At 63.1% G+C, this 14894-nt stretch carries 10 protein-coding genes and 1 pseudogene; 5 read left to right on the top strand and 6 right to left on the bottom strand.

Going from position 1 to position 14894, the window contains the following annotated elements; all coding sequences use genetic code 11:
* Positions 1–116 precede the first annotated feature (116 nt).
* Both ACHMW7_RS22475 and ACHMW7_RS22480 read right to left on the bottom strand, forming a co-directional pair.
* Positions 117–3143 carry an efflux RND transporter permease subunit gene (locus ACHMW7_RS22475; protein WP_395447666.1) on the bottom strand — a complete coding sequence of 1009 codons (3027 nt, stop codon included), beginning with the start codon at positions 3141–3143 and terminating at the stop codon, positions 117–119.
* Positions 3144–3197: 54 nt separating this feature from the next.
* A complete protein-coding gene (locus tag ACHMW7_RS22480; protein ID WP_395447667.1) occupies positions 3198–4379 on the bottom strand; it encodes an efflux RND transporter periplasmic adaptor subunit in 1182 nt (393 codons plus the stop codon).
* A gap of 150 nt (positions 4380–4529) precedes the next feature.
* Between ACHMW7_RS22480 and ACHMW7_RS22485 the strand changes: the two genes are divergently transcribed.
* Entirely contained in the window at positions 4530–5075 is a 546-nt protein-coding gene (locus ACHMW7_RS22485) for a TetR/AcrR family transcriptional regulator (RefSeq protein WP_395447668.1), read from the top strand.
* A 176-nt stretch (positions 5076–5251) separates the two neighbouring features.
* The gene (locus ACHMW7_RS22490; RefSeq protein WP_395447669.1) at positions 5252–6013 is read left to right on the top strand and encodes a glycosyltransferase family 25 protein; all 762 of its coding nucleotides are present in this window, start codon (positions 5252–5254) and stop codon (positions 6011–6013) included.
* 12 nt (positions 6014–6025) lie between these two features.
* On the opposite strand, the gene smc is transcribed toward ACHMW7_RS22490, so the two are convergent.
* From smc to ACHMW7_RS22505, 3 genes are all read right to left on the bottom strand, one after another.
* Complete coding sequence (gene smc, locus ACHMW7_RS22495) at positions 6026–9484, bottom strand: chromosome segregation protein SMC (RefSeq protein WP_395447670.1); 3459 nt, start codon at positions 9482–9484, stop codon at positions 6026–6028.
* A 60-nt stretch (positions 9485–9544) separates the two neighbouring features.
* Positions 9545–10288, bottom strand: coding sequence for a DsbA family protein (locus ACHMW7_RS22500; RefSeq protein ID WP_395447671.1), 744 nt, complete (start codon positions 10286–10288; stop codon positions 9545–9547).
* Positions 10289–10431: 143 nt separating this feature from the next.
* Positions 10432–10929: a DUF721 domain-containing protein gene (locus ACHMW7_RS22505; RefSeq protein ID WP_192565285.1), complete on the bottom strand. Its 498-nt coding sequence runs from the start codon at positions 10927–10929 to the stop codon at positions 10432–10434.
* A 58-nt stretch (positions 10930–10987) separates the two neighbouring features.
* Between ACHMW7_RS22505 and mutY the strand changes: the two genes are divergently transcribed.
* The gene (mutY, locus tag ACHMW7_RS22510; protein ID WP_395447672.1) at positions 10988–12100 is read left to right on the top strand and encodes an A/G-specific adenine glycosylase; all 1113 of its coding nucleotides are present in this window, start codon (positions 10988–10990) and stop codon (positions 12098–12100) included.
* A gap of 7 nt (positions 12101–12107) precedes the next feature.
* Positions 12108–12719, top strand: coding sequence for an HAD family hydrolase (locus ACHMW7_RS22515; protein WP_395447673.1), 612 nt, complete (start codon positions 12108–12110; stop codon positions 12717–12719).
* 163 nt (positions 12720–12882) lie between these two features.
* Here the strand turns inward: ACHMW7_RS22515 and ACHMW7_RS22520 are convergent, their stop codons facing one another.
* On the bottom strand, positions 12883–14016 hold the full coding sequence (locus ACHMW7_RS22520) for a site-specific DNA-methyltransferase (RefSeq protein WP_395447674.1): 1134 nt from the start codon (positions 14014–14016) through the stop codon (positions 12883–12885).
* A 172-nt stretch (positions 14017–14188) separates the two neighbouring features.
* Here ACHMW7_RS22520 and ACHMW7_RS22525 point away from each other — a divergent pair.
* Positions 14189–14879: pseudogene (locus ACHMW7_RS22525) on the top strand (HAD family hydrolase).
* The last annotated feature ends 15 nt before the right edge of the window (positions 14880–14894 follow it).

A 14894-nucleotide genomic window follows, 5' to 3' on the forward strand; every position in this document is an offset into this window, starting at 1 on the left:
GCTGCCGTCACAAGCAGATCGCTTGCGCCATCGAATTCGCCTGCTGTGGGCTGGCATGCAACTTAGAAAAAAGGCCCCGGATTTCTCCGGGGCCTTTTTCATTTCACATCATCAGCTCAGTGATGAGCGGGTTCCGCCATCTGTGCTGCGTCAGGCTCTTCGACGTGAACCGCCAGATCCTTGCGCGAGATGAAGGTGTAGAACATCGGCACCACGAACAGCGTGAAGATCGTGCCGACGATCACGCCGCAGAAGATCACCAGGCCCATCGAGTAGCGCGCCGCAGCGCCCGCACCCGAGGCGATGATCAGCGGCACCACGCCCAGCGCCATCGCCGCCGTCGTCATCAGGATCGGCCGCAGGCGAACCTTGGCCGAAGCGATGATCGCCTCGCTGCGCGACAGCCCATGCTCCTCACGCTGCTGGTTGGCGAATTCGACGAGCAGAATGCCGTGCTTGGTGATCAGTCCTATCAGTGTGATCAGGCCGACCTGGGTGTAGATGTTGAGTGTACCGAGGCCCAGATTGAGCGGCACGATGGCGCCGAAGATCGACAGCGGCACCGACATCATAATGATGAACGGGTCGCGGAAGCTTTCGAACTGTGCCGCCAGAACCAGGTAGATCACAACAATGGCCAGGCCAAAGGCGATCAGGATGGTGCTGCCCTGCTCGCTTTCCAGGCGTGACTGGCCGGAATAGTCGACGAAGAAGCCGGCCGGCAGCAATGGCCGGGCGATGTCCTCGATCACCTTCAAGCCGTCACCGGTGGTGACACCGGGCACAGGCAGTGCCGCGATCGTCGCCGAATTGAGCTGGTTGAACTGATCGATCGAGGCCGGCGACGAGTTGGTCTTGATCGTCACCACCGCCGACAACGGCACCATCTGGCCATCGACGCTGCGGACGAAGAACTCGCCGAGCTTCTCCGGATTGTTCCGATACTCCTCCGGCACCTGCATGATGATGTCGTAGCTGTTCGAATCGCGGTCGAACTCGGCTATCGAACCGCCGCCGACAAGCAGGCTCAGCGTCGTGCCGATGTCACGCACCGACAGGTTGAGGGCTGCGGCGCGATCCCGGTCGATGGTCACAGTCACCTGTGGCGCGTCGAAGGACAGCGAGTTCTGCACGACGATGAAGCGTCCGGAGGCCTGCGCCTTCTGCTTGATCTGCTCGGCCACCTCGAAGACCTGGCTTGGATCGCCGGTCGACTGGATGACCATCGAGATCGGCAGACCACCACCGGCACCCGGCAGTGAAGGCGGTGCAAAGACCAGAGCTTCCACGCCACTGACCTTGGACAGGCGTGCCTGGATGTCGGCCTGGATCTCCTTTTGCGACCGCGTGCGATCAGCCCAATCCTTGAGCACCCAGACGGAGAAGCCTGAATTGGTGCCGCCGCCCATGCCAACGATCGAGAAGCTGGTCTTGAGCTCCGGCAGATCCTTGGTCAGGTCGCGGATCTGGTCGGTATAAAGACTGGTATATTCCGTAGTCGCGTAGCGCGGCGCCGTCACCAGGGCGAACAACGCACCGGAGTCCTCTTCGGGCGCCAGTTCGTTTGACGTCTTGAAGAACATGAAGCCGGTCACGCCGACGAGGGCGATGACGATCAGCAACGTCACCGGCCGATACTTCAGCGAGCCCGCCACCAGCCGCTCGTAGCGGTTGGCGATGCGCTCGAAAGTGCGGTCGACGGCCTGCGCGAAGCGGCTGTGGTTGCCGGACTTGAGCATGCGCGCCGACATCATCGGCGTAATCGTCACGGCGATGAAGCCGGAGAGGACGACAGCACCTGCAAGCGTGACCGCGAACTCACGGAACAGCGACCCGGTCAGGCCGCCGGTGAACATCAGCGGGGCGAACACCGCAGCAAGCGTGATGGTCATGGCGACCACCGGCCCGAAGATCTCGCGCATGCCCTTGAATGCCGCCTGCATGGGGGACATGCCGTCCTCGATGTGGCGATGGATGTTTTCCACCACCACAATGGCATCGTCGACGACCAGACCGATCGCCAGCACCATTGCCAGCAGTGACAAAAGGTTGATCGAATAGCCCATCATCAGCAGGATGAAACAGACGCCGATCAGCGATAGCGGGATTGTCACAACCGGCATCAGCACCGACCGGAACGAGCCCAGGAACAGCAGGATGACGACGATGACGATGGCGACGGCTTCGGCGATGGTCTTGAACACCTCGTCGATCGACGCGCTGATGGTTTCGGTCGAGTCATAGACCATGGTGATGGTCATGCCCTCGGGCAGGCTGGCACTGATCGCCGGCAATTCCTTGATCACCGCCGCTGCGGTGTTGAGAGGATTGGCCGATGGCGTCGGGAAGATGCCGATGAAGGTGCCCGGCTCGCCGTTGAAGTTGACGACGGTGTCGGTGCTTTCGGCAGCCAGCTCGACATGCGCGATATCGCGCAGCCTGACGACGTTGCCGTTTTCAGACTTGAGCGGCAGTTCGCCAAATGCCTCGGGCGTCTGCAGCGTCGACTTCATGGTGATCGAGTAAGCGACATACTCGTTCTTGGTCTTGCCCGGCGCCGACAGGAAGTTGGAGGCGTTGATCGCCTGCAGCACTTCGGCGGCGGTCAGGCCGCGTGCGGCGAGTTTCACCGGATCGACCCAGACACGCATCGAATAGTTGGCGGCGCCCAGCACCTGGACCTCGGCAACGCCCTCGATCGTCGACATGCGCGGGCGGATGACGCGCTCGATATATTCGGTCAGTTCTTCCGAGCTCATGTTCGGGTTCTGCATCGCCAGATACATGATGGCGAACTGCATGCCAGTGCCCTTGACGATCGTCGGGTCCTTGGCGTCGCTCGGCAGCTGGCCGCGCACCTGCTGGACCTTCGACATGACTTCGGTCAGCGCCGTATCGGGATTGGAGCCAAGCTCCATCTGCACGGTCACCGTGCTCGACGACGGCCGGCTCTGCGACGTCACGTAGTCGATGTTTTCGGTCGTCGCCACCGCAGCGGCGATCGGCGCGGTGATGAAGCCCTGGATCAGGTCGGCGCTGGCACCGGGATAGACGGTGGAGATGGTGATCACCGTCTCCTCGACCTCCGGATATTGCCGGACCGACAGGTTGAACAGCCCCTGGAAGCCCAGGAGCAGGATCATGAAGGCGACCACCGTCGAAAGGACGGGGCGGCGGATGAAGATATCTGAGAAAACTCATTTTGCGGCCGCCTTAGCGTCAGCGGAGGTAGTCGGCGAAACCGTGTTGTCGACCTTGACAGGGGTGCCGTTGGTCAGCCTGTTTTGGCCGGCGATCACCAGTTCGTCGCCAGCCTTGACGCCTTCGATGATCTCGACGCGACCTTCCGAACGGCGGCCGACCTTGACGAAGATCTGGTTGACGACAAGTGCCGGCTCAGCCTGTGGCTGGGCTGGCGCTGCCGACGCAGCGGCAGGAGCTGGTGTCGCTGCGGCTTCGGTCTTGGCCCCGGCGGGGCGCACGACATAGACATAGTCGCCGTAAAGGCTGGTGGTCAGCGCGGTCTGCGGCACTGCCAGCACGCCGTCTTCCCTGGGCAATTCGACACGCACGCGGACGAACTGGCCGGGGCTCAGCTTGCCTTCCGGATTGGTGATTTCAGCGCGCACCGAAACCAGGCGGCTCTGCGGGTCGACCTTCGGATCGATGCCGACAACTGCGCCCTTGAACGGCATGTCTTCGGCGGTCACGCCAAAGGTCACCGGCTGGCCCATTTTCAGCAGGCCAAGCTGCTGCTCCGGAACCGAAAAATCGGCCCGCATGGTGTCCAGATCCTGCAGCGTCGCAACGATGGTGCCGGGAGCGAGATACTGACCGTCATCAACCTTCGGAATGCCGATCGTGCCGTTGAACGGCGCGCGCAGCTGCTTCTGATCAAGCACCGCCTGCAGCTTCTGGACCTGCGAGGCCGATGTCGAGGCCGTTGCGCGGGCCGCGTCGAGCGCAACTTCGGAGCCAACGCCACGACGCTGCAGCTCGATGGCGCGGTCGAGCGACTGCTGGTCGAGTGCTGCCTGCGTCTTGGACGCAGCCAGGTCCGCCTGCTGGACCGTATCTTCGAGCTGGATCAGCACGTCGCCTTGCTTGACGCGCTGGTTGGCTGCGAAATTGATATCCTTGATGATACCTGCCTGCTCGACAGTCAGGTCGACGCCCTTCGAGGCGTTGACCGTGCCGATCGTTTCGATGCCTGGCGTCCACGGAGCCGGGTCGATCTTGTCGGTCGCCACGGTCACCGATGCGACCGGCATGTTGGCGAAGAATTGCTGGATTGCATTGTCGCGGAACATGTTGAATCCGACGATTCCGCCGCAAACAAGGACAAGCAATACGAGAGCGATGATGAGACGCTTAATCAAAGGAGATCCCCAATCGGTAAGGAATCGGCATCCGGAAGGCCGCGATGCACAGTGAACCTGTTTCTTGGAAAACCCAAGAGCGGCGGGCTTACTGTACCGTCTGGACGGTATTGTCAATCCACGATAATGTGATCCCAAGGAGGCACCACAATGTCGGGCCACAGACCAAGCTCTCGCGAAAAAATCCTCGCCGCAGCCAGCGAACTGGCCGACATTGTCGGCCCGGGCAACCTGTCGCTTGATGCGGTGGCGCAGCGCGCCGGCGTATCGAAAGGCGGACTGCTGTACAATTTCCCGACCAAGGCCAAGCTGATGCAGGCGCTGGTGCAGGACTACCTCAAAAGCTTCGAGGATGCGCTGGCGGCCGAATCAGCCAAGCGGAGCGATACACCCAAAAATAGCCTGATTGCCTACATTGAACTGTCCGCGCAGGAATGCGAACAGAAGCAGCCATCGGCCGCCGGCGTCCTTGCTGCGCTGGCCGAAGATCCCGATTTTCTCAAGCCGGTCAGAGAGTTCAAGCGCCAGCTGCTCGACCGGCTGAAGTCGGAAACAACAGATACCGCCAAGCTGATGGTGGCGTTCCTGGTGATAGAAGGGCTGCGCAGCATGAAGCTCTTCGACATGGACATATTGCATGACGACGAGCGCAACATGGCGCTTTCTTACCTGCTCGCCGAAGCTGCCGCCTCTTAGCCCGGAGCTGTCGACCGGGCGCGGCGTTTGCGGTATGCGCCATTTTCCTACTGTACGTTGCGTCCAGTTTATGAGATGCAACCACCGCACAAAATATCGTTGCATTCGGATGCGAGGCCATGTTGCCCAATGGTTGCGCGTAGTTTAGCGGTACACGCATATAAGTGAGCCACTACATGACTTCGTCGTTACCGGTCACGCTCATCGTGACAGTCGATGCCGAAGCTGGGCCCCGTCGCAAATCGGCGCACGCACAGCTTTCAGCGCTTTCGTGGCCTTTCGCGTTCGTCGAGGGCCTTACCCCTCAGTGCGCTGAAACAATCGACCTTTATGACGCCAAGCAGAACCGCAAGCGTTCAAAGCGCCCATTGGCGCCGGCAGAAGTTGCGGCCTATGCCAGCCATCGCAAGGCCATGCGCGCTTTCCTGGAAACAGACGAGCCGATGGCTCTCATCCTTGAAGACGACTTCCGCCTGCTGGAACCCGCTGCCTTTGCCGCGCGTATCGCAGCGCTGCAGCAGGCACCGGTCGAGTGGGACATCCTCAAGCTGTTCGACTTCCAGGATCGGCCAGTCGTGGAATCGGTCGCGGTCGCCGACATCGCGATTGTCTCGCATGGCAGCCCGACAGCCGGCATGGTCGGCTACCTGATCACGCGGCGCGGCGCTGAAAGCCTGCTGAGCCGCCCGACGATCTATCGCCAGATCGACGAAGACATAAAGTTCTTCTGGGAGCTGAAGCTGCGGGTTTTGTCGGTCAAACCCAATCTTGTGACCGATGTCAGTGCGGAACTCGGCGGCAGCCTGATCGAGGCCGATCGCAACGAGATCAAGCTGAAGCGGCACTGGACCGTTTCGGTCAAGGCGCTTGGCCAGACCGCTCTGCGCCAGATCAACTACCGGCGCCACCGCAAGCACTACAGCCTCAAGCTCAAGTAACGCCGTTCAAGATCAGCTTGCTTCGCGCAGGGTTTCGGCGACCTGGAGATCGACTGATACCAGCTGGCTCACGCCCTGCTCCGCCATGGTGACGCCGAACAGGCGGTTCATCCGCGCCATGGTGATCGGGTTGTGGGTGATGACGACGAAACGCGTCTCGGTCGACGCCGCCATCTCGTCCATCAGGTTGCAGAAACGCTCGACATTGTGGTCGTCGAGCGGTGCGTCGACCTCGTCGAGCACGCAGATCGGCGCCGGATTGGTCAGGAACACCGCAAAGATCAACGCCATCGCCGTCAGCGCCTGTTCACCGCCTGACAGCAGCGTCATGGTCTGCGGCTTCTTGCCGGGCGGACGGGCCAGGATTTCGAGGCCGGCTTCGAGCGGATCCTCCGACTCGATCAGTTGAAGTTCGGCAGTGCCGCCACCAAACAGGTGGGTAAACAGGCGCTTGAAATGGCCGTTGACCAGATCGAACGCTGCCAACAGGCGCTCGCGACCCTCGCGGTTCAGCCCCTGGATGCCCTGGCGCAGCTTGCGGATCGCTTCGATGATGTCCTCGCGCTCGGAGACGATTGCCTCCAGGCGGTCCGAAAGTTCCTTCTGCTCTTCTTCGGCGCGCAGATTGACCGCGCCAAGCCGCTCGCGTTCGATCTTCAGACGCTCCAGCGTCCGTTCTATCTCGGCGGGGTCGGGCATTGGATCGTCGGCTTCAAGACCGGTATGGCGGATCACCAGGTGCGGCGGTGTCGCCAGCACTTCCTGGATACGCGCTTCGACCTCGCGACGGCGTTCGTCGGCGGCGGTCAGGCGCTCTTCGGCACGGGCGCGGGCTTCACGCCCCTCGGCCAATCCCTGAATGGCGGCAGTCGCAGCCTTGTCGAGAACTGACTGCTTGTTCTCGGCATCCTGGAGACGGTCGGACGCCTCCTTGCGCAGCGCTTCCGCCTGCGTCAGCTGCGACATCAGCGCCCGGCGACGTGCGTCAAGCTCGTCAGGCGCCTCGGCCAGCACCTCGCGTTCGGCAGCGGCTTCCTCGCGCCGTTCGGCCAGCGCTTCAACCTGCTCGGCGGCACTTTCTGCGCGAAAGACCCAGCTCTGGCGTTCGGCGGCGATTGCCGCCAGACGACGCACCCTCGCCTCAGCTTCGCGGTTGAGGCCGTCATGGACGGCACGGGCGTCGGCGACCGCCGAGCGGTCGCGCGCGACGGCACCGGACAGTTGCTCGAGCCGCAGCTGAAGGTCGGCGAGATCAGGCGCCGAGCCAAGCATGTCCTCGGCTTCGACGTAGCCGGCCTGCGCCTCTTCATGTGCATCGGCGACGCGCGCACGCGCCTCTTCCAGGGCTGCGCGGCGGCTGGTCAGTTCGCCGGCAGCCTTTTCGGCCTGGGCCAGCGCATCGCGCGCAGCACCAACACGGTGCTGAGCGTCGCGCCACGCCTGGCGCGCCTGGCGCTCGGCCTCGGTGTTTTCGCGCACGGCATTTTCGGCGCGTGCCAGTGCTTCTTCGGCGGCCCGGACCAAGAGAGTCGCCTGGATTGCTTCGGCATCGAGTTCGGCAAGCCGGTTCTTCTGAGCAAGGCGCTGCGCTGCGGCCGTCGGGGCGTCGGCACTGGCTGTCAGTCCGTCCCAGCGCCACAGTCCGCCCTGCTTGCTCACCAGCCTCTGGCCGGGCGCCAGCAGCGGCTGCAACCTTGCCGCATCGGCGGCTTCGACGACACCGATCTGCGCCAGACGGCGCGCCAGTTGCTGCGGCGCGCGCACGACCTCGGCGAGACTGCGCAGGCCTTCGGGCAGCTTCGGGTCGCCCGCAGCAACTTTGGCATCGCCCCAGTGCACCGGCGCTGCGCGGTCGAGTGCTGCTTCGAGGTCGTCGCCAAGTGCGGCACCCAGGGCAGTCTCGAAGCCGCGCTCGACGCCAATCTGCTCCAGCACCGCCGGGAAAAGGTCGCCTGATGCCGCGTTGATGATCTTGGCCAGCGTGCGCGCTTCGGTCTCGATCCGCGCAAGCTCGGCCTTGGCCTCCTGCAGTGGCGTGCGCGACGAGGCCTCGGCCTGGCGTGCCTCGGTGACGGCGCGCTCGGCCTCGGTGGCGGCGAACTCGGCTTCTTCAAGCGCTTCCTGTGCCGCCTCGGCCAGCATCTGCTTTTCTACCGGATCAGCCAACGCGGAAATCCGCGCCGCAATCTCACCGGCTTCGCGGTCGAGCTCGCTTAACTGGCGAGCGAAGCGGTCGCGGCGTTCGGCGGCGTCGCGCATGGCACGCTCGGCCTGGGTGCGACCGGCGGCCGCTTCGGCGCGCTCGGCGGTCAGGCGGCCAAGCTCTGCCTCGGTCAGCGCCAGCGTCGCCATCGCCTCCTCGAAGGCGGCACGCGTATGCGTCTCGCGATCGGTCGCGCCGGCATTCTCGTCGTTGAGCGCCTTCTCCTCGGCATCGAGACGCGCCAGGATCGCGGCATTGTCACCGATCATGCGCTGCTCACGCGCAATGTCGGCGTCGAGTTGCTGCAGGCGCCGGTCGAGTTCGCTCTGGCGCGAATTGATGCGGCCGGCTTCTTCTTCGAGCTGCGAGCGGGCGATGGAGAGCCGCTGGAAGGTCGCCGCAGCTGCGGCAGCGGCATCGCGCATTTCCGGTAGCTTGTGGGCGCCGATGGCCTGGTCCTTGGCGGCCGCCATCTGGGCGGCGGCGCGGTCGCCGACAAGTGCCGTGGCAGTCGCAAGCGCCGACTGCGCTTCGCCCTCCTGCCCCTTGGCCAGCGTCCAGCGCAGATGCAGCAGCATCGCTTCGGCCTTGCGGATGTCGGCCGACAGGTTCTTGAAGCGCGACGCCTGGCGCGCCTGGCGCTTCAGGCTTTCGATCTGGCTTTCGAGTTCACCCACGACATCGTCGAGACGCTCGAGGTTCTGCTCGGCGGCGCGCAGGCGCAGCTCGGCCTCGTGGCGGCGTGTATGCAGGCCAGAAATGCCGGCCGCCTCTTCAAGCAGCGCGCGACGCGCCTGCGGCTTAGCCTGGATCAGTTCGCCGATGCGGCCCTGCCCTACCATCGACGGCGAACGCGCACCGGTCGACTGGTCGGCGAACAGCAGTTGCACGTCCTTGGCCCGCGCCTCCTTGCCGTTGATGCGATAGACCGAGCCGGCCTCACGCTCGATGCGGCGCGACACCTGCAATTCGTCGGCATCGTTAAAGGAAGCTGGCGCAGTGCGGTCGGTATTGTCGAGGAACAGCGTCACTTCGGCGGTGTTGCGGGCCGGTCGCGTGCCGGAACCGGAGAAGATAACGTCGTCCATGCCGGAAGCGCGCATGTTCTTGTATGAGCTTTCGCCCATCACCCAACGCAACGCTTCGACCAGATTGGACTTGCCGCAGCCGTTCGGCCCGACGATGCCAGTGAGGCCGCGTTCGATGACGAACTCGCCGGGCTCGACAAAGGATTTGAAACCGAGAAGGCGGAGGCGCGAAAATTTCATTCGCGCCAGTCCGCACGGAAGGGTGCACCGAAGCTGCGTGGCCTCGGTGCCATGAACCTATCAGAGCATGCCGTCGATAACCGCCGACATTTCCTCAATCGTCATTGCCCCCTTGTAGACTTTCCCGTTGATGAAGAAGGTCGGCGTCGAGTCGACCTTGAAATCGTTCTCGCCGCGGGCACGCACAGCCCTGATATCGTCCAGAAGCTTCTGGTCAGTCAAGCAGGCCTCGAACGACTCCTGTGTAAAGCCGGCGAGCTTGGAGATCTGCAGCAGCGCATCCTTGGGGTTCTGCGAACCGGCCCAGCTCTGCTGCTGCTTGAACAGCACGTCGACCATGGGGAAGTAATTATCCTTCGAGCAGCGCGCAAGCATGAAGCCTGCCTCGGCCAGCGGGTCGAAGGGGAACTCGCGATAAATCAGCCGCGCCTTGCCGGTATCGATGTACTTGGTCTTCAGCGCCGGCAGCGTCGTCTCGTGGAAATGCGCGCAGTGCGGGCAGGTCATCGAGGCGTATTCGACGATGGTGACCGGCGCATCGGCCTTGCCAATGATCATGTCAGGCAGGCTGCCGGCTTCAAGCAGCTTGGTCATGTCGACCGTGCCCTGTGCCTCAGGCACCTTCACCGCCTGGGCTGGCGTTGCCGGAGCGGCCGGCGTTGCAGCCGGGGTCGCCGGTTCGGCAGGCTTGGGCGTCGCAGCGTTGGCCTGCTCGCCGGAGTCGCTGCAAGCGGAAAGCAGCGCCGCTGCCGAAACGGCAGCCAGCCCGGTAAGTGCGGTCCTGCGAGAAATCGAACGAAGCATACGAATCACCTGACGATGGTTGGATTTTGCAATGTGCGGTTACGTGAAAGCGATAGTTGGCGCGAATTAAGGCATGGCTGTCCCCAAACCAATCGCAATTTGCCGCACTTTCAATCACGAAAGCGCGAGAAAGCCGGCATTTTCTACTTTCGGCTGCCCAGGATGCTCGCGCCCAGCTTTTCGAGCGATGCTTTCAGTCCTTCGTCCTCGATGAACCTTACTGCACCAGTAAGCTTGCCCTGCTCGGCATCGGTGAGCTTGCGCAGCCGCGGACGTGGCTTGGCGGCCGTGTTCGACACCGGCTTCTGCACGATGCGGATGCGTCCGATGGCGTTGAAGCCGAGATAGGAATTGACCCGGCCGATGATCTCGCCGGTCTCGTGCTGGAGATGAAGTGCCGCCGGTCCCGAGCAGGCGACGATCAGCACGGCCGGCTCGAACGGATCGTCCTCGTGCATGCGCCGCGGCCACTGGATCTTCTCCGGGCGGGTATTGTGGGCCAGGCGCGGACCGACGATCTCTTCCCATGACTGGACAAGCCCGACGGAGATGCCGGTGCGCTTGCGCAGGACGGGATCGAGAATGGCGTTTGCCAGATCGCTGACCGGAACGGGATTGCCCGTCCACCTTTTCCCTGCCATGTCGTTCTCCAGAAGTACCCCTGTCGACACGCAACGCCGAAGGCAATCCAGTTCATCAATGGCATCCCCGACCGACAGCCGCAAGCTCGCCACTGATGTCGACGGCAGGATCGCGACACTGCTGCTCGAATGGTATGATGCTCACCATCGCGAATTGCCTTGGCGCACGCCGCCAAGCGACCTGAAGCGCGGCATCCGCCCCGACCCGTACCGGGTCTGGCTCTCCGAAATCATGCTGCAGCAGACCACCGTCGAGGCGGTAAAACCCTATTTCCGGGCGTTCCTCGAGAAGTGGCCGGATGTCGCCGCACTGGCCGCCGCCGAGACCGAAGACCTCATGAAGGCATGGGCGGGGCTCGGCTATTACTCCCGCGCCCGCAATCTCAAGGTCTGCGCAGAGACTGTGGCACGCCTGCCAGGCGGCCGATTTCCCGACAGTGAAGATGGCCTGCGCGCCTTGCCCGGCATCGGGCCCTACACGGCGGCAGCGATAGCCTCGATCGCCTTCAACCGGCCAGCGGCGGTTGTCGACGGCAATGTCGAACGTGTCGTCACGCGTCTCTTTTCCATCGCCACGCCCTTGCCCCAGGCCAAGGTGGAAATACGCGCCCATGTCGCGCGCATGCTGGCTGCAGCGCGGCCCGGCGATTTCGCCCAGGCGATGATGGATCTCGGCGCCACCATCTGCACGCCACGTCGGCCGCGCTGCATGCTGTGCCCGTTGCGTTCGGACTGCAGTGCAGTCGTCTCAGGCGATCCTGAATTTTATCCGGTCAAGCCGGCCAAGGCGGAACGACCGCAGCGTCGCGGTGCTGCTTTCGTCGCCGTCAGGGGCGATGGCGCGGTGCTTCTGCGCAAACGCCCGGGCAAGGGCCTGCTTGGCGGCATGACCGAGGTGCCGACGACCGATTGGACCTCGCGCGTCGATGGCGCGACCGGCATCGGCAGTGCGCCCTTTGTCGCAAAATGGCAGCCCGCGGGCACCATCACTCACGTTTTCACCCATTTTGCCCTCGATCTCGACGTGTTTCGCGCCGAAGCGACGTCGGATCAGGCGCCCGACGGCCACTTCTGGTCGGCCGCCGCCGACCTCGCTGGCGAAGCCTTGCCAAGCGTCATGAAAAAAGTCATCGAGGCTGCCATACCGGGCGCAACGAAACGAGGACGTTAGCGAAACCATGAGCGAAATCCGCCACATCGTCTATGACATCGGCAAGGTCCTGATCCATTACGATCCCGACATTCCCTACAGCCGCATCATCCCTGACCCGGTCGAGCGCCGCTGGTTCTTCGATAATGTCTGCACCAGCGAGTGGAACATCGAGCAGGATCGCGGCCGCAGCTGGGAAGAGGCCGAGGCGTTGCTGATCGCCGACTTTCCAGAGCATGAAAGCAGCATCCGTGCCTTCCGCCAGCACTGGCACGACATGGTACCGCACCACTACGAAGACAGCGTCGCGCTGATGGAGAGTCTGGTCGCCGCCGGCCATGACGTGACCATGCTGACCAACTGGGCCTCGGACACGTTCCGCGAGGCACGCGGGCGCTTTCCGTTCCTTGAAACACCGCGTGGCGTCACGGTTTCGGGCGATATCGGCCTGATCAAGCCAGACCGCCGCATCTACGATCATCACGTCGCCTCCTTCGATCTCGACCCGAAGGCTTCGCTGTTCATCGACGACAGCCAGAAAAACGTCGACGGCGCCATTGCCGCTGGCTGGCAGGCGGTGCTGTTCACAAATGCGAAAACGCTCGAGGCGGACCTCGAGCGTCTCGGGATCGGACGGTGACTGGAAACCGGCCGATCTGCGAAATCCGGACTGGCTAGGTTGGCTGCCGGAATTCAAACTCTATGACAGGATGAGGATAAGCTCAGAAGGTCCAGAGCGCGCTACAGACGATGCCTGAACCAGCGCGCCGGTGCTTTCTCAAGCCCGGCGCGTGGTTGATCTCTCAGGCGCCCGCCTTTTCCATGCCGACGCGGACGATCCGGCGCAGTTCGTCGATCTGGGTCAGGCCCCCGGCCCGCTCATAGTGCCAGAAGGTCCAGCCGTTGCAGGCATCGAACCCTTGGACCGCGGCACCGACACGGTGAATCGATCCGGCAGTGTCGCCGCTCGCCAGCGTGCCGTCGGCGCGAACCTTTGCCGACCAGCGCTTCTTGGCGTCGTAGAGCGTCGTGCCAGGCGCCAGCAGGCCCATGTCGAGCAGGCTGCCGAAAGCGACGCGTGGCTCGGCACGCTTGCCGGTCAAGACGGTGAGCGACGGACCATCGAGCGGCCGCACCGAAGCGATGCGCTCATTGGCGGCGTCGATATAGGCCTGCTCGCGCTCGATGCCGACGAAGTGGCGGCCAAGACGCTTGGCAACAGCACCCGTCGTGCCCGAGCCGAAGAACGGATCGAGGACCACGTCGCCGGGCTTGGTCGAGGCCATCATGATGCGGGCGAGCAGTGCTTCCGGCTTCTGCGTTGGATGCAGCTTGTTGCCGTCGTCGTCCTTGAGGCGCTCGCCGCCGGTGCAGATCGGAAACAACCAGTCCGAGCGCATCTGGACGTCGTCGTTGGACGCCTTCAGCGCGTCGTAGTTGAAGGTGTAGTTCTTGCCCTTCTGGTCGCGCGAAGCCCAGATCATCGTCTCATGGGCGTTCTGGAAACGACGACCGCGGAAATTCGGCATCGGGTTGGTCTTGCGCCAGACGACATCGTTGAGGATCCAGAAGCCGAGATCCTGCATCGTCGCGCCGACACGGAAGATGTTGTGATACGAGCCGATGACCCAGATCGTGCCGTTGGGCTTCAACACGCGGCGGGCGGCAAGCAGCCAGGCGCGGGTGAATGCATCGTAGGCGGCGAAGCTCTCGAACTGGTCCCAGTGATCGTCGACCGCGTCGACCTTCGACTGGTCCGGACGATGCAGGTCGCCCTCAAGCTGGAGGTTGTAGGGAGGGTCGGCGAAAATGATGTCGACCGAATTGGCCGGCAGCTTGTCGAGTGCCGCGACGCAATCGCCCTTGATGATGGTGTCGAGCCATTCGGACGGCTTGGGCGTGCGGGAAAGCTGGTCGAGAGGACGCACTGCTGACATTCTGATACCCGGGATGACGCGTTACAATTTACTCGCCGTTATGGTTACCGATCAGCGTAAACAATTGATGAAGCGGGCGTTCTAATTTGCGGATCGGGCCAGAATGGTGTAATCGCCGCGCCTTGAACTTTTCCGCCAGCGCCCTTGGCGCCGCCCCAGTTTCCGGACCGTCATGACCCATCCAGACCTAGTGATATTCGATTGCGACGGCGTGCTCGTCGATTCAGAAAATCATCGCCGCCCGCGTCGAAGCGGAGCTCCTCACATCGGCCGGCTTCGAGATATCAGCCGAAGAGATCGCCGAAAGCTATGCCGGGCTGACTTTCAAGGACATCATGCTGAAGATCGAGGAGAAGGCGGCCATCCCCTTCCAGGCCTCGCTGATCAGCCATGCCGAGGAACTCGTCGACCGCAAGCTGAAGACAGATGTGCGTGCCATCGACGGCGTCCACGAGGCGGTCGCAGCCGTCACGACGCCGCGCTGCATCTGCTCCAATTCGACCAGCGAGCGCATCGAGATGATGCTTGAGCGCACCCGCATCCTGCCGCTGTTCAAGGGCCGCATCTTTTCGGCGCTGGAAACACCGACCAAGAAGCCGAAGCCGTCGCCCGACGTCTTCCTGCACGCCGCAAATACCTATGGCGCCAGTCCGGCCAAAACCTTCGTCATCGAGGATTCGGTGCATGGCATCGCAGGTGCGGTTTCCGCCGGCATGCGCGTCATCGGCTTCACCGGCGGTGCGCACAGTTATCCCGGCCATGCCGACATGCTGACCGAAGCTGGTGCTGAAACAGTGATTCGCCGCTGGTACGATCTTGGCGGCGTGCTCGAAGCACTCAGCATGTGGTCGGAGCACGCGTAGTTCGCGCGGTCGCGT

This window comes from Aminobacter sp. UC22_36, from assembly GCF_044056035.1.
Classification (GTDB): domain Bacteria; phylum Pseudomonadota; class Alphaproteobacteria; order Rhizobiales; family Rhizobiaceae; genus Aminobacter.

Coding starts and splice junctions, on each gene's coding strand:
- ACHMW7_RS22515 (WP_395447673.1), top strand. CDS start 12,108: ATGAGCGAAATCCGCCACATCGTCTATGACATCGGCAAGGTCCTGATC.
- ACHMW7_RS22500 (WP_395447671.1), bottom strand. CDS start 10,288: ATGCTTCGTTCGATTTCTCGCAGGACCGCACTTACCGGGCTGGCTGCC.
- ACHMW7_RS22490 (WP_395447669.1), top strand. CDS start 5,252: ATGACTTCGTCGTTACCGGTCACGCTCATCGTGACAGTCGATGCCGAA.
- ACHMW7_RS22505 (WP_192565285.1), bottom strand. CDS start 10,929: ATGGCAGGGAAAAGGTGGACGGGCAATCCCGTTCCGGTCAGCGATCTG.
- ACHMW7_RS22520 (WP_395447674.1), bottom strand. CDS start 14,016: ATGTCAGCAGTGCGTCCTCTCGACCAGCTTTCCCGCACGCCCAAGCCG.
- ACHMW7_RS22475 (WP_395447666.1), bottom strand. CDS start 3,143: ATGATCCTGCTCCTGGGCTTCCAGGGGCTGTTCAACCTGTCGGTCCGG.
- mutY (WP_395447672.1), top strand. CDS start 10,988: ATGGCATCCCCGACCGACAGCCGCAAGCTCGCCACTGATGTCGACGGC.
- smc (WP_395447670.1), bottom strand. CDS start 9,484: ATGAAATTTTCGCGCCTCCGCCTTCTCGGTTTCAAATCCTTTGTCGAG.
- ACHMW7_RS22485 (WP_395447668.1), top strand. CDS start 4,530: ATGTCGGGCCACAGACCAAGCTCTCGCGAAAAAATCCTCGCCGCAGCC.